A 21,051-nucleotide genomic window follows, 5' to 3' on the forward strand; every position below is an offset into this window, starting at 1 on the left:
TTCGGCAAGTTACCAATGAAGTTTGGCATTGTGTAACTTGCCTGTTTGTTATATGTCGTCTTTGTCAGATTAAAGCGCTATCTTCTGCCTTGTTGCTCTAATGCTTCTTGTAACTGATTTAATGATTGGGCTGATTCAGAAACTTTATGGGTTGAATTCCCTATCATCTCGACATCTTCAATGAATTGTGCCATTTTCGCAGTAGCTCGGTCAATCTCGGTTATACTTGTTTGCATGGAAATTACGATTTGATTAAGTGCTGCTTCGGTTTGATCTGACTCTTTTTGTCCCTTGTTTACTAGGAGTTGGATGTGACGGATGGAGGAGACTACTTCTTGCATAAATTGACTCGATTGGGCAATAAGTGAAGATACATCTTGAACGGATTGTCTAGTTTGTTCGGAAAGTTTACGTACCTCTTGTGAGACGACAGAAAAGCCACGTCCATGCTCTCCAGCTCTAGCTGCTTCAATCGCTGAATTTAACGCAAGTAGATTTGTCTGTTCTGCAATTTGTTGTACAAGATTTACAATTTTTTGAATTTCATTCGATGAGTGATTAAGCTTTTCAATCAACTCTTCCATATCATTCATACCATTATTGATATCTCGAATACGTGACTCCAATTCTTTCATTCGTTGCTGTCCTTCACTCGCTAATTGAAGGGTTTCTTTAGATTTGTCTGCACTATGCTGAACCGCTATATTCATATCTTGGCCGCTAGAAATCAACTGTTCTACAGAAGTAGTGGTTTGCTGGCTTAATGAGGCAAGCATAAGGCTAATATCCGCCATTTTGGTTTGAATTTGCTCCCGTCCCCGATACTCCTGCTCGCGTCGCTTATTTTCTTTTTCATACGCTTCAATGACAACCTGCTGCTCAAAATTAAACATCTTTGAAATAACACTACTTGCTTCTAATAATTGTTTTTTATCTAAAATTTGCTCAAAAATAATTCGCAATACATGCTCTTGAACATTTTGAAACGCTGCAATATACCATTTTGGTTCCAAACCAATACGTACATGTACCTCTGCCACTTTGAAACGCTTTTGTAAAAACACATCATCTATATGACCATCAAACATATCCATCAAATGTAATTCCAGACTTTTTGCGAGACGCTCTACTGTACTATGCTTGGTCAATATTTGCTTAAGGTGAGGGACACTGAGAATTGTTTTATAAAAGGTTTTGGCAATCTCATGGATATGCGTGGCAATCATTGGTTGCAATGCTTTCGCTATCTTTAAATCCTCTTGGCTTAGTCGAATCATATTCATCTGGGTTTCAATTTCAGAGTGCTTTATATTCATGCTGACTTGGCTACTTGCAATCTGTTTTTTAAACATTTTTGTTTGTGGAGATTCTTCGATCTTTGTGCGAAACCAATTCGAAAACAAAAAGCTTTTTCCCATATTATGTTATCACCTTTGTTAATATATTTTTGATAAATAAATTAATCAATCACAAACCATCACAATTATACAAACCTTATACAACATTGTAAATCATTGACCAGTCCCTATTCGTTAAAAGCCTGTGAATTATTTTTGATAGGAAATATTTATTTGTTTTACAAATCTAAAAAGCCCCTATAGTTTCCTACAGAAGTTTTATGTTAAGGAAGATATACATTGTATTTCGTACCATTTTTCCACACAAAAATGCCACTTGTTACTATGTCAAAAAAGGAACTGTTCCTGTAGATACATCCTATGTTTAGCCAATCGCTCAAAACATAGTGCTTTTCTCTGTCTTCCTCAGTTTCTGTCGCCACTTTTGCAACTACGCCACAAACAGGAACGTGCCGATTCGTTTATTCGATCACGACATAAATTAATTTTTAAATAATTGGTAAATCTAAAGGCAACATCCAATCGGAGGTTTTTTTATGGTAAACAATGTTGCTTTACTGTAATCATTGATAAAAAAGGAGATACACATGAGTATAATTAGTTTCTTTCTATCAAAAGGAGAACCATTTATGAACCTGTATTTTCTATAAGTCCATATGTCTGACAAGTTTCTCTAGGAAAGGCAGCGCTTCTGACACCTTATTCAATTTAGGCATAGGCACGTTATAATACGAAGAAAGGCCTTTGATCATCCCATATTGTAAATCATTTAAAGGAAGCTCAGAAGTAAATGTCTCAATGGCATAAATTGGCCCCAGCACAGGACAATCCTTTCTTGGCTCTTTTTTGGTTAATACTTGGCTAATATCAACAGCCGCTCTATCTCTATTTGTTAAGTTTCCTAACCCCCAACGGTTTGTAATCGTCTTAATAATAGAGGTATGGTCAAGTGGTACATCATGTTCCACGCCGCCTAGTATTCTCTTCGCTCGAAAAACAGTTCCCTTTTCAATATAGGGAGAAATAAGTAATGTACAAACTCGTACTCCCAAGCGGTCAAAGGTAAATCCTTTTTCTCCGTGCTTTTGGTTGATCGTGGGAGGAACAGCTTTTGGAGGAGCCACATGATCATAACACCCTCCGTGTTCGTCATACGTAACAATTAAGAGTGTTCGATCCCACCTCTTACCTTCTCTTACTGCCTGATAAACTTCCGATATAAGATTTTCCCCAAGTAAGACGTTATGAGGGGGATGCTGATCATTCGCATCTAGTAAAAACCTAGGTTCTATAAAAGAATACGATGGAAGCTTCCCTTCTTTCGCATCTTTTTTAAACTGCTTCATGTACGAAAAATGACTTTTCCGATAACGTGAAAGCCTTGGAAAATGAATTAACAACGTTAAGGACACCATATCAAGCTTATCGTAATACACTCTCCATGTGAGATCTTTCCTATTCTGTGCAAGTATACGATCAAAAATGGTCTCAGCATGATTTCCCAAGAGCCATTTTTCATAAGGAGTATTATTTACCCAACCACTAGAGGAAGCAGCATGTAGAAACGAGCGATTCGTCCACGTTTGGCTAGGAACAGAACAAAACCATTGGTCACAAATCGCAAATTCGTTAGCAAGTCTGCTTAACACGGGTAACATCGTAGGAGTGTATCCCGCCATCACCTGACGATATAGTCTTTCATCTACTGGCTTGTTTTTTTCGCGTAGTACATGAATATAGTCCGTAACAAAACCGTCCATTGTCGCTGATTGTGGTAAAGATGCAGTCTTAGAAGATAATGGTTTGCCATAAATCTGGAAGAAAACATGTTCAAAACTTTCCCCTGGATCTATCTCAGGGGTAGTAAATGAGCCGGCTTTTCCCACCGGTACCTTTTTGTGATCTGCCCCTGTTTCTCCAACTGAAATCGGATTAGATAGATTTTTCCCAGCCAGTCCTTCAAAGGGTTGATTTCGAGGTACTTTATTAAAGGGAGCTGGATTTTGAGGATCATATAGTCTTCCAGCCATGGAATCAAAAGAACGATTTTCCAACATCAGTACCACAATATGATCAATTTTACCCAACATTTTTTATCCTCCCGAATTTAAAAGAATGGCAATAAAGTCACCATTCCTCCTTATTAGGAAAAACATTCCCTTTTTGCGGTCAGCTTAATACAATACAACCTAAACAACCTAATTGTTCCTTGATATGTTATAAAATTATTTATCGAAAAACAGACACACAGAAATCTAGTAGCTTGTTCCTGTAAAAAAGCTCATACGAATAGCAGTAGCACTTAAAATACTCTCTACAAAGTAGGTATTTGGAGCTAATATAAGGAGATATAGAAAGTCACGCAAATGCTCCTCAAAACTATACACATTTAGAAAATGCCGAAAATTGTATTGTTAAGTTGCATGATATGACAGAAACCTCTTAAAAATGACTCAAAAAAACGAAACTATCCGTCTCCACGTTACCAAATTTTGGTGCTTTATTTGGTAAACCTGGCGTAATATTACTAGGTCTTGTATTTTCTTTGGCATGCTTAACTACATCGGTTGGACTTATTACTTCATGCAGTCAATACTTTACAACCCTGGATTAACTCCACATGGGTTACGGCATAGTTTTGCTTCCAAGTTCCATCTCATCAAATTCAATGTGTGGCAAAGGGAGCTGTTGGAGCCAAGTCAGTGAAATAGCGTCTCGTTCTATCACTTCACAAATGGCACTGATTAATGCTTCCTCGATAGATACATGGGCAGCACACCATGTAGAAATCGGTAGCCAGAACCTCTCTCCCATGCTTTCTGCAGAAAGGTGAAGGTATGTCATAATGGCAGGAACCCATACCTCTCTTTGATCCAGTAAAGAGATTCCTTTCACCCATCGGATTGGAGCATCCGTCACAGGATTAATGACTCCACATTTTGGATGACGAAGCTCTGCATCCGAGCACACAGGCACTTTTCGCAGATCCAAGGCATCATCGCCTAGCTCATCCGCAGTTGCCCAAATGAATTGTCTTTCATCATATGTACAACTGGAATAACATTCTAATCCTTCTGCCATCGAACGAATACGGCTTTCGGCCACGTCTCTAGAACCACCCGCTCCGTTCATTCCCCCGCTAATGGACCTTCCTTGCGTTGCACGTTTTATCTGAGCATGGGAATGGGAAATGTCACCTAATGAAGATAAATGAATGGGAAACTCTGGTTTTCCAGGGGATATAGGAAGACGATCAACCCGACTAATCAATCCCACCATAGGCTGAACTAATTTTTCTAATACTTGGGCTTCATCTAGTTCATTGCACTTATACTTCATATCCGCCCAATATGTATACAAAGTCCCTAGATGTGGAGTCTCTTTGCAATACGCTGATCTCTCTTCAATTTCAATGAACCGAGATATAAAATCCATTACTTCTTTTAGTGAATCATTTGGACTAGCCGTCACCTTTATCTCTCGATCATCGTATAATATACCTAAAAACTCAAAAGCACGTTGATCAAAACGCTCTATCTTCTCTTCTACTAATTGCAAAAATTTGTCTGCCTCTCCCTTGAACAGTGAAACTAATCCTCTGCATCCTAATAGTTGAAATTCGTACTCGTTTATATTTTCCCTTGAAAGTGTACACTTTATTGTTTGATAGTGCTCAGAGACATTCTCCAAATACTTATCTGCTTTCTGTACGCCTTCCTGTTCTATGATAAGAGACGTGCTGATGAGATGTAGACTCGACCTATCTAGTAGATACCTTTCTGGCAATTCCTTAATCCATCCAGCCAGTAAGTGATATCGGCCTTGATACAATAAAGGCATCAATTCCTCGATAAGTCGGGACGCATCAAGAAAATGTTCTCCTGCTAGATATTATTCTACCGCTTCCTCAAAGGAATTGGACTTTTCCATCCACCTCCCTGCTACTTGATAAATCTCAGAGGCCTTTTCTGGATACTTATACGCGAAATGATTTCTCAAAAATTCAGAGAATAACATGTGGAATCTATACCAGGAACGATTGTCATCAAGCGGAGTAATAAAGAGGTTCATTTTCTCTAGCTTTTCCAGAATACTTTGACTGTCTGAACGTCCCGTTATCGTATCACAGAGGCTACTGTTCATATTTTTCAATAAAGATGTTTGCAATAAAAACAATTGCAATTCATCGGGTAAAAGTTGAAACACTTCATTAAATAAGAAGTCAGAAATGTCTCGATGTAAGCCATTAACTTGATGTATCCTTTTTGAAAAATCGATTTTCTCTGTCATTGAGAGAGCTATGAGATTCATTCCCCCAATTCAGCCTTCTGTTTTACTTACAAGAATCTCTATTTCCTGATCCGTTAAGTGAAGATTCGCACATTCATGAAAAAACACCCTAGTTTCTTCTTTTTTAAATTGCAAATCATGTACGCCTAGCTGTAAAATATGACCTCTTGCCCGCCATTTCACTATTGGCAGCGGAGGCTCGGTTCTAGCTGTGATGAGTACGTGGACATGGTGAGGGAGATATTCTATCAGCCATGTAAGTGACTCCAAAATATCATTTCGATAAATCAAATGGAGGTCATCAAGAACAAATACCACTGTCTTTTTTACGAGCTGCATGTGCTCAATTAAAGTTTTGATTAGTGAAAACGAATCTTGATATCCTTTATCTAAAATGTGAGAACATTTCTCAGTTACACCTGGAAGCACTACTTCCAATGACGCGATCAGATGGCTCCAAAAACGAATATATTCATTGTCTTGCGTATCTAACGAAAGCCATCCTACACACTTTAGATTTTCTTTAATCCACAAACCTACTGACGTCGTTTTTCCATAGCATGCTGGTGCGACAATTAGTGTGATTGGGAGCGATAATGCTTGGTCCAATCTTCTAAAGAGCTCCTTTCGTGAAACGAAGGCCGATGTTGTTCTTGGTACAAGTAGCTTAGTGCCAATTACCATTTTCTAACCCTCCATCCATTTGTAACTTAATAGGTGTCAACTTTAACAATTACCATCAATATTATATTTTAGTATATTTATCCATTTATTCCCATATATAACAATCATATATATAAATCCTATACATTTGCTCTTGTTCTCCATACAGCAGTTACTTCTTCCTCCAAAATGAACGATGCGGACGCACTTGTGGTCGTTGTCTAATCCTAAAACCGCTTCAATAATTTCAACGAGGCTTTGCCATTCCAATCCACTTGTTCTTTTACGCCAACCACGCCAAAATATTTAAAATATGATATGATTGATACTGCTTATAAAATTTAGCGAACATTATAATAATAATTTGCAACTATTTTCAAAAGAGGTGTCTGATTAAATGAAATCCTTTCAACATACTATCGGATCTGAAGAAGAACTGCTTACAATGATTGGTACACCAAGTCCTCTAGCCAAAAACAAAGTTATTCCGTTCATAGATGCGCATTGCCGTTCCTTCTTAGCGAAAGCACCTTTTCTCGTTTTATCTACAAGCAATAAAGAGGGGCTTTGTGACGCATCTCCACGTGGAGACCATCCTGGCTTTGTGCATGTACTAGATGACCACCATCTTCTCATACCTGAGCGCCCTGGCAATCGTCGAGTAGATTCACTGCGAAATATTTTATCTAATCCATACGTAGGCTTACTTTTTTGTCATTCCAGGACTTGAAGAAACATTACGTATTAACGGAAAAGCCCAGATCATTGCAGATCAGGAGCTTCTCGAACCATTGCAAGTACAAAAACGAGTACCTCAATTGGGAATTGCGGTAGAGGTAATGGAATGCTTTGTTCATTGTGCTAAAGCTTTTAAACGTTCTGGCCTCTGGCAACCAACTAGCTGGCTACCTAAGGAAAACCTACCCAAACCAGCGGTCATGTTGGCCGAGCATGCAAAATTTTCCCCGGAAGATGTAGCTGACTTATTACATGATAGCTACACCAAACGCTTATATTAAAACCTCGTGAAAAGAGCTGGTTTCATAACCCTTTTCCAACGTAATAAGGCTGCCGGAATGTATCCGACAGCCTTTGGGAGCTCACTTATTCACTTTTCTGCATTAGATTGTCCAATTCACATGCATGTAAGATACTCCTATGTTCCACTATTGTTGCTCTTGTTTTTCTTCGATTTCATTTTCAATTTTTGCTTTACATCTTTATAGGTGGCATCATCCATTTTTTTCAATAGTTTATGATGTTCACTTACGTCCTGAATACCTGCCTCAACGGTTTGTGTGCGAAGATCTTTACGTACCAAAACCGTAGAGAACCAGAAGCCGATCATAGCCATCGATAATAAAACAGGTCCAGTAAAATATGAAATTTCATAAGACATGCTCTTCGCTCCTTCCTTGGTTTTGTGATCTCTCCCTCGCTGTTTTTTATTCTACTAGAAAAATAAAGAAATAATATGGAAAACTAATAGAAAAATCATCACAATTTTATTATATTCTACCGCACAAAAAATCTCTTTCGTGTACGTAGCAAGTAGCTATTTCTTATACCTGAAAAAAGCTGATTGCTTCGCTAGATTCTGCTTTTTCAATGACGAACTACCCCTATTCGCCTAAAATCAATTTGACCTTTTGCTCGGTTTACTCTGATATTTTGCATACGATACGATGCGATGCGATCTTTTTTCCGTTTCATCTGCTATGTGAATAATGGGAAATTAATCCTTTTATCTACTAATATGGTAGCATATCTGCCTATAAGTTTATAGCGATATACCTTAAGACTCACTTAATTTTTCCTAAAATTTACCTTAAATAGCATATTTAGGTTCAAATTCATAAGTTAAACAACATGAAAAAAGACGCTATATGAGCGCCTCTTTTCAACACATCCTAATTATGATTGTACGATGGCAGATTTACTAGACTTTACGTCATATACACCATGGGATGAACTTACGATATGATCTGGTTTTGGTTTCCCACGGCTTTGACGGTGTCCTTCCAGATGAGCTTCACTGGTTTCCCATCTTTTCCAAGCCGCTTCTGATTCCCAGCGAATTAACACGATAACTTCCTCATCATGTCCCTTACGAGTTCGTTTTACTAGCACGCTTAAATCGATAAACCCCTCAATCTTTTCGATTTCGCCTTCCCCAGTAAAATGCTTCACGACTAAATCTGAAGTACCCTCTTTTACAATAATCGTTTTTGTTTCGATAAACATAAACTAACACTCCCCTATTATGTATTGTAATAGCAGTTATTTCTATACTATTCAGACTCATTCTCTCTTCATTTTAGTTGATAAAGATTATCATAGTCAATTGTTGAATCCTGTAAATTGTAAAACAGGCATATTAGGTTTTAGATTATTATCGAACAAATATAGGAGGACGTAAAAAAGCAAACAATCTCCGAGTATCTTGTTAACCTGCTATCGTATAAGCTCCGCACGAAAAAGCCGTTCTCTCCACACTGTAGTGAGAACGGCTTTTTGTAGCAGTAAAAGCTTTGATGAAAGAAATGTTTTTTGAATAGAACTCAAGCCCTTACAGGCCATTTATCACTTATCATATGATGCTACAATTGTACAAGCTTAAAAAGAAATTTTAGCTTCAATGAAGGCTTTCAAATCTGCAATCGCTACACGTGTTTGTTCCATTGTATCACGATCACGTACCGTTACCATGCCATCCTGCTCGGACTCGAAGTCATACGTAATGCAAAGTGGTGTTCCAATCTCGTCATGACGGCGATAACGTTTACCAATAGAACCTGACTCATCATAATCTACCACAAAATCCTTGGACAAGTCTGCAAACACTTTCATAGCTGGTTCAGACAATTTTTTGGACAATGGGAAAATAGCCGCTTTATACGGCGCTAACGCTGGGTGGAAACGTAAAACGGTACGGCTATCCCCACCTTCAAGTTCCTGCTCCTCAAACGCATCGATCAAGAATGATAGCGTTACACGATCTGCACCAAGAGATGGCTCAATGCAATACGGTACAAAGCGTTCATTTGTTTCAGGATCAAGATATGAGAAATCTTCCCCAGAATGCTCCATATGCTGCTTCAGATCGAAATCTGTGCGGTTCGCAATACCCCAAAGCTCTCCCCAGCCAAACGGGAATTTATATTCAATATCGCTAGTGCCTTTACTGTAATGGGATAATTCATCCTCATTGTGATCGCGAAGACGAACATTCTCTTCTGTTATTCCTAACGACAACAACCATTGGAAGCAGTAGTTACGCCAAAACTCGAACCATTTCATATCCTCGCCAGGTTTGCAGAAGAATTCAAGCTCCATTTGTTCAAATTCACGTGTACGGAAGGTAAAGTTACCTGGTGTAATTTCATTACGGAAGCTTTTACCGATCTGTCCAATCCCAAACGGCATCTTCTTACGCATCGTACGTTGGACATTTTTAAAGTTTACGAAGATACCTTGTGCAGTTTCGGGACGTAGGAAGATTTCATTCGTACTAGATTCTGTCACACCCTGGAATGTTTTAAACATCAGGTTGAACTGACGAATATCCGTGAAGTCTTGGCTGCCGCAATCCGGGCAAGTAATGCTATGTTCTGAGATAAGCTCTTGCATTTTTTCAAAAGGAAGACCATCAACAACTAGCTCGATGTTTTTTTCTGCAAGTTTATCTTCAATCAGCTTATCCGCTCGATGACGTGCTTTACATTTTTTACAATCGATCATTGGGTCGTTGAAATTGCCCACGTGACCAGATGCAACCCAAGTTTTTGGATTCATCAAGATCGCCGCGTCAATACCAACATTGTACGGAGATTCTTGAATGAATTTTTTCCACCAAGCCTTTTTAATGTTGTTCTTTAACTCGATACCAAGCGGACCGTAATCCCACGTATTCGCAAGACCTCCATAAATTTCAGATCCTGGAAATACAAATCCTCTGTGTTTAGCAAGAGCGACGATTTTGTCCATGGTTACACTCATTCTCTAAAACTCCTTTTTATCCAAATAAGTATTGAAAAGCTCTCGCCCCTTTTAAAAAATACGGGATGAGAGCCTATGCTTCACTTAACAGTCAACAGCAAAACGATGCTCTTGACCAATGTGTATGTATGACCTGCTCGGTTTGCGCTTACCCTGTAAGATAAGGCACCAGAAGTTTAGCCTACATAAACTCTTAGGTATTGTAAACCATGTATTACATGTTACATGGTTTACGTCCAAAATTCAATTGAGAGTTCATATAAATACCAGATAATCTTTGCAATGCTTTTTAGAATAACGATTAGAAGGCATTTCCGGAATAAACGAATCCAGAAATGCCTTCTTTGCATGTTATACTTTTTTGGCTAATTTACAGGTAGATTATTCCTTCTCAACGGAATCTTCTTTTTCTGGCTGAGCAGCAGGCTTAATCTCCACACGTTTAATGTGATTAACATCCTTTTCCAATATACGGAACTCGTAGCCCTCGTATACAATTGGGTCGTTTTTACGTAGATCGGGATTTTGCATAAGCATCCAGCCCGCGATCGTATCTACATCTTCATCATCCATGTACAGATCAAACATCTCATTTACTTCACTGATCAGCACTTTTCCATCAATAATTTTATGGTTTAATCCCACCTCTTGAATGCGTGGGCGTTCATCCTCATCATATTCATCACGGACTTCACCGATTATTTCTTCAATGATATCCTCCAATGTAACCAACCCAGCAGTGCCGCCATATTCGTCATACAAAATAGCCATTTGAATGCGTTTCTTTTGCATTTGAACTAAGAGGTCATGGATTGCTATCGTCTCAATTACTTTTAAGACAGGACGAGTAAACTCTTTCAAGCTGGTGATCTGTAGCTCGCTCTCACCCAAGCTATGAATGAAGAAATCTTTAACGTTTACAATCCCGACTACATCATCCTTATCCTCGCCAAAAACCGGGTAACGTGTATATTGTTCCGATTTTAAGGTTTTGATGTGCTCTTTTATCGGATCATCTAGATAGAGACCAACCATTTCGGTGCGTGGTACCATGATTTCTTTAGCAATCCGGTTATCGAATTCAAAAATATTGTTCACATATTTAAATTCAGTTTGGTTGATTTCACCGCTATGGTAGCTTTCTGATAAGATCAGTCGCAGTTCTTCTTCTGTGTGAGCCATTTCGTGCTCGGAGGCTGGTTTTAACCCGAACACCCCAGTAAGAAAGCGTGCGGAACCGTTCAAAGCCCAGATAAACGGATACATCACTTTATAAAAATAAATTAATGGTTTTGAAAATAACAGAGTCACTCGCTCTGCCTTTTGAATAGCAAAGGTTTTAGGAGCCAATTCTCCTACTACCACATGCAAATATGTCATGGTTCCAAATGCAATAATAAAAGAAAGGGTATTGGCCACTCCACCTGAAATATTCATGCTTTCAAAAAGTGGCTGTAGCATATGATGTACAGTAGGTTCGCCTAGCCATCCCAAACCCATCGCTGTAATCGTTATTCCCAACTGACATGCTGACAAATACTCATCCAAGTTGGTAATTACTTTCTTTGCGGCTAATGCACCTGGTTTCTTTTCCGCGACTAATTGATCAATGCGACTGGTACGAATCTTGACTATCGCGAATTCTACCGCCACGAAAAATCCAGTAAAGGCAATTAAAATAAACACCATGACTAAATTAAATATCTCCAACCAGTTACCTTAATCCATCGCTGAATTAAGGTGTTCACCTCCATCGAGTCTTTCTCTCTCTAATTTTTTTCCTGCTTGTAAGGCAAAAGTAGCAATAAAGAGTGTAAAAGCGTGGTTCCTTGTACCGACAGTTTTTGTCGAACTTCATGTTGCTCCTCTTCCGACAGAGAATTAATCTGGCTTATCAGCAAACTCATCTCCTGCTCGAGCTGTTGCATACGTTGATTAACATCTTTAGTCAATGCCAACAGTTGTTCGGCATTGGGAGCCTCCCGTTTATTCCTTACCAATTCCTTTATTTCACAGAGCGGCATGTGTAATGACTTGCATTGTTCAATCATCTGCAAAATTTCCAAATCACACTCATCATAATAACGATAATTGGAAGAAGACCGCTTCGGTTGCAAAAGCCCCAAGTTCGTGTAGTAATCCACAGTCCGTTTTGAAATGTTTGCCAAAACAGCCAATTCTCCTATCCGATACACTGTCCCATCACTTTCCCTCCTTTCTGCTACTAATGATGTCATATCAAAAGCGTACAGTCAAACGTGATGGTTGTCGAATTTGGAGAAAAAGGAGCATTTTTAGCCTATATGCGAATGTTACCAGCCTGACAGACATTGTTGCTCTCTGTCACGCAAGCTCTCACAAAAAATTCATATCATTGCCTTGTTAAAACTCTCAATCGTTATTGAATCTTGGCATAGCTTTAGGTAAAATCATACGAGTATTACAAACTAGAAAAAATAATGGAGAACGAGACGAAACGACATGAGTACTGCTGACATTCCTGAGAAAACAAAACGCTTTTTTTATCATCCTGTTTGGTGTGTTTGTCGTGATCTGCTAGGCATTTTAATCGGTTGTGCAGTATTTGCCTTTGGAGCCAATACGCTAATTGCCGCCCATCAGCTTTTACCTGGTGGTTTAACCGGAATCTGTACCCTTCTATATCGACTGACAGGGATGAGTGTTGGTACTTTATATTTTGTACTAAACATTCCCTTATTGATTCTCGGTTATCTTAAAATCGGCAAGAAATTTATTTGCTATACCATTTACGCAGTTATTTGTATCTCAATCTTTCTCAATGTGATTCCACAAAAGCAATTATGGACCCACAATATTTTACTGGGTGCCGTTTTTGGTGGGCTAATTGCAAGTATGGGAACAGGTTTTATCCTTCGCGTAGGTGGCTCAACTGGCGGAACGGACATTTTAGGCAGAATCGCTGTGAAGTATTTTCAAATCCCGATGGGCGTTTTTGGACTGTGTATAAATGCACTAATCGTGATAGCTTCCTCCTATTTTGGTAATCCGGAGTTAGGGATGTACACCATCATTTCTATGTACATTGGATCTCGTACAGTTGATTTGGTTCTTAATCATATCGATCGGATCACAGTTACTATTATTTCCAAAAAGGGAGACGAAGTAGCTGAAGCGATCACAAAATCTGTTGTCCGACGCGGTGTGACGATTTGGAATGCGAGCGGTGCCTATACTCATCAGGACAAACAAGTACTAATGTGCGTTATTGTAAAACACCAATGGTCGGAAACCAAAAAGATAGTGCTTACTACTGATCCAGAAGCTTTTATCACAGTGGCACCAATTAAACGTATTGTAGGTAACTTTAAAGAGACTTGGTAACCTTTCTTCCTTCATTAGATCTATAGGTACATACTATAGTAAGACCCACGAAGCACTGGCATTCGTGGGTCTTTTTGCTGAAAAAAAGAATACTTAAGCATCTGACGATTTTTTATGCAGATTTGCCCTGCTTTTTATTAAAGATATGCACTAATAGAAAAATACATATAGGGTACAAACCACCCCACCCCAGAAAAGGATATAAGCACAGGGTGACCAGTAGAGAAATCCATGCAGAGACATGTCCCATTTTGTTGCCGCGCAAAAGCTTGATCCCAGCAAGACACCCGCCTAGATATGTAGCCATAAAGGTAGCATTCGGTATTTGAATTAGCTTCTCTAGTGAGATCGCTCCACTTGCGAGTAACAGTAGCGTTAGTACAAAACCACCACTAAGAAAAAGCAGTCCTCCTAATGGAGCTTGTGTGCGTGAATGCAAGGTACCCATCCAGGCAGGAGCACTTTTTTCCTTAGCTAACGCAAAAGCTATGCGGGCGGCTGCATTTACATAAGCATTGGCAGTAGCTAGACAAATAAATAGAGCGGTAATCGCAACTACCCAGCCCCCCACTTGACCAAACGTTAACTGAACCATCGTGCTGAGTGAAGCTTTGATACCTGTACCATAGCTAGAGGTGGCGATCGTCATGATCGCTACACCTACATACAGCAGAGCTATTAGAGCGGAGCTAATCATGACGCCCTTCATGGCATTTTTCTTTGGATCAATAAACTCTTCTGATAGGTGAGTTACTGCTTCCCATCCAATAAAACACCAGAACAATAAGCTAGCCGATTGAAAAATAGAAAGCCAGCCATGAGGAACAAATGGTGTGAAGGCCTCAATCTTAGCGTGTGGTACAGCAGAAGCAATGGCTACTACTAACATGGCCAGAATAAAGGAAACCACAACCGTCTGTATACGTCCTGTCACCTGCATCCCCAAAAAGCTCATGCCTACAACAACAGCGATTATTAGGCCTGCCATTAGATATACACGGCTATGCTCCCAGCCTAGCAATGTGGTTACATAGGTAGCACCGGTTACTGCCAAAATTGGTGCTCCAATGGGAACTGACAATAAGAAGAACCAACCAACTAAATTGCCAAAGCGATGACCATAAACGAGTCTGACAAAATGAGAAACGCCCCCGGCGCTAGGATATATGGCTGATAAGAGTCCCATCGTAATCGCCATTGGTATCATGACCAATGACATCGTTATCCAAGATAGTAAAGACGCGGGCCCAGCCATTTCAGCAGCTATTCCAGGAATTAGCAGGATTCCTGATCCAAGCACTGCTCCAATGTATAAAGCCACAATTTGAGGTAAGGTCAACGTCTTTTGTAAGGTTTGAGCTGTTAGACTTTGCGTTGTCATCATGAGTCCCCCTGAAATTAGTTGACCTCACTTTACCATATACTTTTCTATCGGTGTTATCTATAATATTTGATAAATTCAATCGATAATTTTGATGGGAAGGGAAAATATGGACATCTATTATCTTCGAACCTTTCGCGAGGTGGCCAGACAGCAAAGCTTTACACGAGCCGCAGAGATACTAGGCTACGCCCAATCAAGCGTCACAACTCAAATCCAACGGCTGGAAGAAGAGTTTCAAACCAGTTTATTTGAACGCTATGGTCGAAAAATTAAATTAACAGACAGTGGTGAAGAGCTCCTACATTATTCTTCACAGATTTTAGCTCTCTTAGATGAGGTAAAAGAAAATTTATCCGAGCAAACCCAGTTAACTGGCTTGCTAACGATTGGTACAGTCGAGTCATTAGCGGCATTTTATTTGCCTCCTCATCTACAAGCCCTTCGTCGGATGCATCCACGTCTAAAGCTGTTTCTACAGCCAGGAATTTGCCGTGATCTGGTTCAGGGTATCAAAAATGGCACTTATGATATTGCAATCATCATGGACAGACAGCATAATGATCCCGATTTGATCTGTCATGTCTTAACAGAAGAACAGCTTGTCCTAATCGGCAATCCCCATCATCCCTTAGCCTCTCTAGAACAAATCAGCGTTCATGATCTTGAAGGGGAAACCATGATAGTGACCGAAGAGGGCTGTAGCTACCGAGATATGTTAGAAAGAGTAATTCAACAGAACGGAGTCAAAACGGAGCTATCCTACGAATTTGGCAGCTTAGAAGCTATCAAGCAATGTGTTTCGTATGGTTTAGGGGTCTCGATATTGCCAAAGCTTGCAGTGATTGAGGAAGTAAAGCAAGGAAAGCTCAGCATTCTTCCCTTTACCCATCCAGATATCCGAGTATTTCGTCAGATTGTATATCATCGTAAAAAACGTATTTCTAAAGCCTTCCAGTGTTTTTTAGATTTATTGGAGGGTAACCGATAATCCTTTTGAGTACATCTTTCAGGCTTTCGATAAAAAAAGGCGAGTGTGCCTTCTTTTGTGCACACTCGCCTTTTTTGACTTAGAATACAAATCACCTTTTATCGGATTGAATGTTTCCACGAGTAGACTTTTTCATGGAAGCATTTTTTGGTTTTCTTATCTTTTTTTGTATGTTTGATTGTGTTTTCTCAGGTGTTTGTATGGTCACAACTTCTTTGCTTTTGGTTTGCATGCTACTTGTCATTTCTTCTGCCCAAACCGGACTTATGGACAGCATGCTCGCTGTTAAAAAGCTAGCCGTGATCGATTGTAGCTTCATATTCATGTAACTCACTCCTTACATAGGGGGCATTCCCCTATCTAGTAAGACGAGTAACAATCCAAAAGGGTCACATTTTTACCCAACAAAACGTAAAAAAATATTTCATTGATGAGTTTATGCTGTTGGAGTATTTGAATATTCTTCAAGTGTTATACCTTTATCGTGAATCTCACCTGCTGCTTCTTTCCCAACATAACGCAGATGCCATGGCTCATATTGATAGCCTGTGATGGCTTCTTTGCCTTTTGGATAGCGAATAATAAATCCATATTCGTGCGCATGATCAGCTAACCAGACGGCCTCAGGAGTACCCTCAAAACAGTCCTCTGCCGCACATTTTCCTGTGCTTCCGGAAACATCAATGGCAAGTCCAGTCTCATGTTCGCTGTGGCCTGGCTCTGCGCTGTACTTCTTGGCCGCTTCTTCCCCATCCTTTTTCACATAACGATTAAATAGGTTTGTTTGAGTTGTATGCGAACGATATGCGGATACGCCCGCCAGCATGATGCCTTCCTGCTTCGCACCAGCAAACAATTGCTGAAGCGCATCTGCTGCTTCCTGACGCATCATACGCTTTTCAATTTTTTCTTGAAACAAAAAAGGAACATCTGGATAGACGAGATCTTGAGGTTTATAGCTGTCTGGTAGCTTATACTGTTTATTAACTAGTACCTGTATACTCTCTGGAGACACTGCTTGTGCTTTGTTTCCTGACTTTACTGTTGTCCCTTCCGATGAGGTAGCCGGTGAAGTATTTCCTGAGGATGCCCCTTCAGTCTCATTTCCGGTACTTTCCTTCTGATCTGTCAATGGCTCAGTTGGCTGACTTGGCTGCGTTCCCTTAGTCTCAGCCGTTTGTGCATTTTCTGAGCCTGTAGATGGTGTTTTATTCGGTGTTCCCTGACACCCAGCAACCAAAGAAGCAGATAGTGCAACGAGCATTGCAGTAGCTGAAATAGTACGTACACTTTTCATAAATTCCTTTTATCCTCCTCTTTCCAATCACAAGGCTTATCCAACTGCTTCATGAGGAAAAAATTTTGTACAACGTTAGTGACGATCCTGATAAGGAAAGGGTTTCCTTTTTGCATAAAAAAGGCGACTAAATAAAACACGCTGACCAACCTGATCAACATACTATAGAAGCACCTACAGGAACGTGGGGGAACAGCAAAACCCGCCGGGTATAGTTTCCGGCGGGGAACAATATATCATACAGATATCATAAGAAAAATCGCTTGAGTTAGCAAGGAATTATATCCAGCCTCTCGCTTTCATTCCTTCTGTGATGCGAAGTAAAGAGATCATAAAAGCGGCAGTTCTTCTGTCTGTTTGATATTGTTTAGCAATCTGACCTACTTCCTGATAAGAACGCACCATTACATCTTTTAACTTGTCATTTACTTCTGTTTCAGACCAGTAAAAATTCATGAGGTTTTGCACCCATTCAAAGTAAGAAACCGTCACTCCACCTGCGTTTGCTAAAATATCTGGAATGACCAGAATCCCTTTTTGCTGCAAGACCTCATCTGCTGCTGGTGTTGTTGGGCCATTAGCGGCTTCTGCAATAATTTTAGCCTTTATCTGATCTACATTAGCTGTTGTAATCACATTTTCCAATGCAGCAGGAATTAAAATATCCACTTCTACTTCTAACAGTTCATCATGGGCAATGAGACTAGCTCCGGCTACACTTCCTAGGGAACCTGCTTCCTTGGCTGTAATAACATCGGGTATATGCAGTCCTGCTTTTGCATAAATAGCCGTTTTTGAATCACTCACTGCCACTACCTTCGCCCCTATTTCATGCAAAAGTCTAGCAGCGATTTGTCCAGCATTCCCAAAGCCTTGAATTGCTACTGTGGCATCCTTAGGGGACATGCCCTTTTCATGTAAAGCTTCTAGGATCGTATACACACAGCCACGCGCTGTTGCCTCATTTCTACCCTTTGACCCGCCGAGAATAAGAGGCTTCCCGGTAATAACCCCCGGCGAAACAGCTCCTTTTAGACGGCTATAAGTATCCATCATCCAGCCCATTACCTGCGCATTCGTATAAACATCAGGGGCAGGAATATCCTTTTCAGGTCCAACTATATCGTGAATAGCCTCCATAAATCCTCTGCTGACACGCTCTAATTCTCCCTGACTCATCGTACGCGGGTCACAGATGACTCCGCCTTTACCACCACCATACGGCAAATGCACAACACCGCATTTAAAAGACATCCACATAGACAGAGCCTTAACTTCATCAAGAGTTACTTGTGGATGGAAGCGAATTCCTCCCTTAGTCGGACCAATGGCATCATTATGTTGCGAACGATACCCATCAAATACACGAACAGTTCCATCATCCATCTTCACTGGAAAAGATACACTGACAACACGTTTGGGCTTTTTCAAAATCTCTACCGCTGCCCGAGGAAGATCAAGCAATTTTGCAGCATTCTCAATTTGCTTTTGAACAATTTCGTACGGATTTAAGTTTTCCGTCATTTTTGTCGCCTGTTGTGCCATGGTTTCCCCCACTCTCTTTCTCTACTAGGATAAAGGATTTCTAACATTGTAAAGGAATATTACAAAAAATGAAATATAAAATGCCCTATGTTTTTGATTTTACTGAGAATTTTCGCACTCTTGTAACAAATTCCCTCTCTATTTAGTATGTATGATTTTGCTATTTGTATTCATAATAAGTTGGATTTTTGCCTCTTTTTGCGGTTTCCCAGAAAATAAAGCACTGAATTAGGAAGGAAACTAGTAATTTCACTGGAATTTTACTACAATAAGAGGAAGAATATTAAACTTTGAGAGGAGAATTTTAGATGGATTGCTTATTTTGTAAAATTATTCAAGGTGAAATCCCTTCCAAAAAAGTATACGAGGATGATGATGTCTACGCGTTTCACGATATTAATCCGATCGCACCTGTACATATCTTAGTCATCCCTAAAAAACATATTTCCTCTGTTATGGGCGTGGATGAATCAGATAAAGAACGAATTGGTAGTCTCCATTTGGCAATTCAAAAAGTAGCAAAAGAAGCCGGTTTGGAAGAAAACGGATTCCGTGTGGTGACAAATATCGGAAAGCATGGACAACAAACGGTCTTCCACTTGCATTACCACATTATCGGCGGCAGACAATTAGAATGGAATATGTAAGCTAATCCTTTGCATATAAATAAAAAAACACACAAACCAGTAAATCAAGCTGACTTGTGTGTTTTCTTTATTCAACTCTCTAAAAAACGATGCATATCCTACTATTCCGGCTGTGGTTCAGAGGCTGGCTGAGACGTATTCTGTGTAGGCTCCAGCTTTTGTAGCTGAAGTTTAAACAGCGGAATCACCGCACAGACCCCGATGATAAAAAATAATCCTGCTAGCTGGTAGCTTCCCTGTAACGTAAAGGTTTCTTTTACAACACCAGATACGCTCATCATTACGACCATCATTCCGGAAAATAAAGGGCTAAGCACGCCATTGACCCGACCAACAAATTCTTCTTCCGCAGACATTAGGATCAATGTATTGACCCCAATGTGAATACAGGGGAAAAACAATCCATTAATAAATTGAAAAGCAAGGGCCAGCATAAAATTTTGTGAAAAACTAATGCCAATTACCGAAATTGCACTGCTAATCATCCCGATAGCTAATAGCTTCTGAGCAGAGATTTTTTTAGAGATCGCCATAACTAATCCCCCACCTACCAGCATAGCCGCACCATTGGTCATCAAAAACCACTGGAGGTTCTCTTTAGGCAATCCTAGCTGCTCCACTACAATAAATACACCCAAAGGCTGTAATAGCCCCACTGCTAAGCCTGCCATCATAAAGCATAAGCTGAGCGTCCGTAATACATTTTTTGACCAAACGTAACGGAATCCATCAGTCATCTCTTTTAAAATACCAGTGGTAGCATCAATCTTCTTCGGCTTCAGATCAGCTGGTAATCTATAAAGCACCGCTGCTGAGAGTAAAAAGGCAAGTCCAGTCAGGGCGATCGAAACGTCGATACCGAAGCTCTGAAATACCATGGTACCAATAGCTGGTCCAACAATCATAAAGATTGCCATCAGCGTTTGAAACATCGCCATTCCCGCTTGCAATTGTTCTGCTGGAACATGCTGTTTAAATAGTTTCATTGCCGATGGTTGCGAAAATTGAGACAGGATAGCAGAAAACAGCGTAACAAAGAATATTGCTTTCCAAGACCCAAACATAAGAGTCAATAGAACACCAAAAACAGAAGCGGCACTTAAAATATCACACCACACCATTGTTCTTTTTGGTCTCCAACGATCAGCAAACGTCCCGCCTATAAATGAGAAAATAAAGATAGGAGCAAATTCGGCTACAGAAATCATGGAGACCGCATAAGGATCATTATTGGTAACTTCCATAACATACAAAAGGATAGCAAAATTTCGCACCCAGGTACCTAGCTGTAAAAATACACCTGACAATAGAATAACGCGTATAAATGGATTTGATAAAATATGCGGTTTTTTTACGGTTTCCACCTGATTCCCCCTCCTATAAATACAGACTTACAAGTAGAAGCATTCCTATATCCTATCACATCTGTTTTATAGTATACATTCTTTTTTTTACATAACTTTTAACCAAAAGGAAAAATGCGAAAACCTTGAAAACAGGCTTCGCATTTTTTCTAT

The 21,051-nt window shown here is 39.8% G+C and carries 18 protein-coding genes and 2 pseudogenes; 5 read left to right on the forward strand and 15 right to left on the reverse strand.

The features are described from left to right. Positions 1-77: 77 nt before the first annotated feature. Together BRLA_RS12530 and BRLA_RS12535 are read right to left on the reverse strand one after the other, a co-directional pair. On the reverse strand, positions 78-1,418 hold the full coding sequence (locus tag BRLA_RS12530; RefSeq protein WP_003336291.1) for a globin-coupled sensor protein: 1,341 nt from the start codon (positions 1,416-1,418) through the stop codon (positions 78-80). Positions 1,419-2,002: 584 nt separating this feature from the next. Next, positions 2,003-3,448 (reverse strand): alkaline phosphatase family protein, encoded by a 1,446-nt coding sequence (locus BRLA_RS12535; RefSeq protein ID WP_003336289.1) that lies wholly within the window; start codon positions 3,446-3,448, stop codon positions 2,003-2,005. Positions 3,449-3,858: 410 nt separating this feature from the next. Here BRLA_RS12535 and BRLA_RS24730 point away from each other — a divergent pair. Continuing rightward, positions 3,859-3,966, forward strand: a pseudogene (locus BRLA_RS24730) (branched-chain amino acid transport system II carrier protein); the annotation flags it as partial. Between the two features lie 17 nt (positions 3,967-3,983). Here BRLA_RS24730 and BRLA_RS24735 read toward each other — a convergent pair. Genes BRLA_RS24735 through BRLA_RS12550 form a run of 3 tightly spaced genes read right to left on the reverse strand, consistent with a single transcriptional unit; the run spans position 3,984 to position 6,332 of the window. Beyond that, entirely contained in the window at positions 3,984-5,198 is a 1,215-nt protein-coding gene (locus BRLA_RS24735) for a YcaO-like family protein (RefSeq protein ID WP_003336288.1), read from the reverse strand. A gap of 51 nt (positions 5,199-5,249) precedes the next feature. Further along, positions 5,250-5,669 (reverse strand): winged helix-turn-helix domain-containing protein, encoded by a 420-nt coding sequence (locus tag BRLA_RS12545; protein WP_142179992.1) that lies wholly within the window; start codon positions 5,667-5,669, stop codon positions 5,250-5,252. 9 nt (positions 5,670-5,678) lie between these two features. Further along, positions 5,679-6,332, reverse strand: a complete 654-nt coding sequence (locus BRLA_RS12550) for a MalT transcriptional regulator family protein (protein WP_003336285.1) — start codon at positions 6,330-6,332, stop codon at positions 5,679-5,681. A gap of 376 nt (positions 6,333-6,708) precedes the next feature. On the opposite strand from BRLA_RS12550, the pseudogene BRLA_RS12555 reads away from it, so the two are divergent. Next, positions 6,709-7,330: pseudogene (locus tag BRLA_RS12555) on the forward strand (pyridoxamine 5'-phosphate oxidase family protein). A gap of 137 nt (positions 7,331-7,467) precedes the next feature. On the opposite strand, the gene BRLA_RS12560 reads toward BRLA_RS12555, so the two are convergent. The 5 genes from BRLA_RS12560 to BRLA_RS12580 form a co-directional block, all read right to left on the reverse strand. Continuing rightward, entirely contained in the window at positions 7,468-7,710 is a 243-nt protein-coding gene (locus tag BRLA_RS12560; protein ID WP_003336282.1) for a hypothetical protein, read from the reverse strand. A gap of 515 nt (positions 7,711-8,225) precedes the next feature. Then, complete coding sequence (locus BRLA_RS12565) at positions 8,226-8,555, reverse strand: antibiotic biosynthesis monooxygenase family protein (RefSeq protein ID WP_003336281.1); 330 nt, start codon at positions 8,553-8,555, stop codon at positions 8,226-8,228. A 372-nt stretch (positions 8,556-8,927) separates the two neighbouring features. Next, positions 8,928-10,310: a glycine--tRNA ligase gene (locus BRLA_RS12570; RefSeq protein ID WP_003336280.1), complete on the reverse strand. Its 1,383-nt coding sequence runs from the start codon at positions 10,308-10,310 to the stop codon at positions 8,928-8,930. A gap of 381 nt (positions 10,311-10,691) precedes the next feature. Beyond that, positions 10,692-12,020 (reverse strand): hemolysin family protein, encoded by a 1,329-nt coding sequence (locus BRLA_RS12575; protein ID WP_003336279.1) that lies wholly within the window; start codon positions 12,018-12,020, stop codon positions 10,692-10,694. 59 nt (positions 12,021-12,079) lie between these two features. Continuing rightward, positions 12,080-12,547, reverse strand: coding sequence for a MerR family transcriptional regulator (locus BRLA_RS12580; protein ID WP_003336278.1), 468 nt, complete (start codon positions 12,545-12,547; stop codon positions 12,080-12,082). Between the two features lie 244 nt (positions 12,548-12,791). Here BRLA_RS12580 and BRLA_RS12585 point away from each other — a divergent pair, with 244 nt between their 5' ends. Beyond that, the gene (locus tag BRLA_RS12585; RefSeq protein ID WP_003336277.1) at positions 12,792-13,673 is read left to right on the forward strand and encodes a YitT family protein; all 882 of its coding nucleotides are present in this window, start codon (positions 12,792-12,794) and stop codon (positions 13,671-13,673) included. Positions 13,674-13,785: 112 nt separating this feature from the next. Here the strand turns inward: BRLA_RS12585 and BRLA_RS12590 are convergent, their stop codons facing one another. Then, positions 13,786-15,057 carry an APC family permease gene (locus BRLA_RS12590; RefSeq protein ID WP_003336276.1) on the reverse strand — a complete coding sequence of 424 codons (1,272 nt, stop codon included), beginning with the start codon at positions 15,055-15,057 and terminating at the stop codon, positions 13,786-13,788. Positions 15,058-15,163: 106 nt separating this feature from the next. Between BRLA_RS12590 and BRLA_RS12595 the strand changes: the two genes are divergently transcribed. Next, the gene (locus BRLA_RS12595; RefSeq protein WP_003336275.1) at positions 15,164-16,045 is read left to right on the forward strand and encodes a LysR family transcriptional regulator; all 882 of its coding nucleotides are present in this window, start codon (positions 15,164-15,166) and stop codon (positions 16,043-16,045) included. A 91-nt stretch (positions 16,046-16,136) separates the two neighbouring features. Here the strand turns inward: BRLA_RS12595 and BRLA_RS12600 are convergent, their stop codons facing one another. From BRLA_RS12600 to BRLA_RS12610, 3 genes are all read right to left on the reverse strand, one after another. Further along, positions 16,137-16,370 (reverse strand): hypothetical protein, encoded by a 234-nt coding sequence (locus BRLA_RS12600; protein WP_003336274.1) that lies wholly within the window; start codon positions 16,368-16,370, stop codon positions 16,137-16,139. Between the two features lie 111 nt (positions 16,371-16,481). Next, positions 16,482-17,342: a M15 family metallopeptidase gene (locus BRLA_RS12605; RefSeq protein WP_003336273.1), complete on the reverse strand. Its 861-nt coding sequence runs from the start codon at positions 17,340-17,342 to the stop codon at positions 16,482-16,484. Positions 17,343-17,621: 279 nt separating this feature from the next. Further along, positions 17,622-18,887 (reverse strand): Glu/Leu/Phe/Val family dehydrogenase, encoded by a 1,266-nt coding sequence (locus tag BRLA_RS12610; protein WP_003336270.1) that lies wholly within the window; start codon positions 18,885-18,887, stop codon positions 17,622-17,624. A 308-nt stretch (positions 18,888-19,195) separates the two neighbouring features. Between BRLA_RS12610 and BRLA_RS12615 the strand changes: the two genes are divergently transcribed. Further along, the gene (locus BRLA_RS12615) at positions 19,196-19,534 is read left to right on the forward strand and encodes a histidine triad nucleotide-binding protein (protein WP_003336269.1); all 339 of its coding nucleotides are present in this window, start codon (positions 19,196-19,198) and stop codon (positions 19,532-19,534) included. Between the two features lie 101 nt (positions 19,535-19,635). On the opposite strand, the gene BRLA_RS12620 is transcribed toward BRLA_RS12615, so the two are convergent. Then, a complete protein-coding gene (locus tag BRLA_RS12620) occupies positions 19,636-20,898 on the reverse strand; it encodes an MFS transporter (RefSeq protein ID WP_003336268.1) in 1,263 nt (420 codons plus the stop codon). Positions 20,899-21,051: the final 153 nt, after the last annotated feature.

Source organism: Brevibacillus laterosporus LMG 15441, from assembly GCF_000219535.2.
GTDB lineage: Bacteria > Bacillota > Bacilli > Brevibacillales > Brevibacillaceae > Brevibacillus_B > Brevibacillus_B halotolerans.

Coding starts and splice junctions, on each gene's coding strand:
- BRLA_RS12535 (WP_003336289.1), bottom strand. CDS start 3,448: ATGTTGGGTAAAATTGATCATATTGTGGTACTGATGTTGGAAAATCGT.
- BRLA_RS12615 (WP_003336269.1), top strand. CDS start 19,196: ATGGATTGCTTATTTTGTAAAATTATTCAAGGTGAAATCCCTTCCAAA.
- BRLA_RS12605 (WP_003336273.1), bottom strand. CDS start 17,342: ATGAAAAGTGTACGTACTATTTCAGCTACTGCAATGCTCGTTGCACTA.
- BRLA_RS12590 (WP_003336276.1), bottom strand. CDS start 15,057: ATGATGACAACGCAAAGTCTAACAGCTCAAACCTTACAAAAGACGTTG.
- BRLA_RS12530 (WP_003336291.1), bottom strand. CDS start 1,418: ATGGGAAAAAGCTTTTTGTTTTCGAATTGGTTTCGCACAAAGATCGAA.
- BRLA_RS12610 (WP_003336270.1), bottom strand. CDS start 18,887: ATGGCACAACAGGCGACAAAAATGACGGAAAACTTAAATCCGTACGAA.
- BRLA_RS12580 (WP_003336278.1), bottom strand. CDS start 12,547: ATGACATCATTAGTAGCAGAAAGGAGGGAAAGTGATGGGACAGTGTAT.
- BRLA_RS12595 (WP_003336275.1), top strand. CDS start 15,164: ATGGACATCTATTATCTTCGAACCTTTCGCGAGGTGGCCAGACAGCAA.
- BRLA_RS12565 (WP_003336281.1), bottom strand. CDS start 8,555: ATGTTTATCGAAACAAAAACGATTATTGTAAAAGAGGGTACTTCAGAT.
- BRLA_RS12585 (WP_003336277.1), top strand. CDS start 12,792: ATGAGTACTGCTGACATTCCTGAGAAAACAAAACGCTTTTTTTATCAT.
- BRLA_RS12570 (WP_003336280.1), bottom strand. CDS start 10,310: ATGAGTGTAACCATGGACAAAATCGTCGCTCTTGCTAAACACAGAGGA.
- BRLA_RS12600 (WP_003336274.1), bottom strand. CDS start 16,370: ATGAATATGAAGCTACAATCGATCACGGCTAGCTTTTTAACAGCGAGC.
- BRLA_RS12550 (WP_003336285.1), bottom strand. CDS start 6,332: ATGGTAATTGGCACTAAGCTACTTGTACCAAGAACAACATCGGCCTTC.
- BRLA_RS12545 (WP_142179992.1), bottom strand. CDS start 5,669: ATGAATCTCATAGCTCTCTCAATGACAGAGAAAATCGATTTTTCAAAA.
- BRLA_RS24735 (WP_003336288.1), bottom strand. CDS start 5,198: ATGCCTTTATTGTATCAAGGCCGATATCACTTACTGGCTGGATGGATT.
- BRLA_RS12560 (WP_003336282.1), bottom strand. CDS start 7,710: ATGTCTTATGAAATTTCATATTTTACTGGACCTGTTTTATTATCGATG.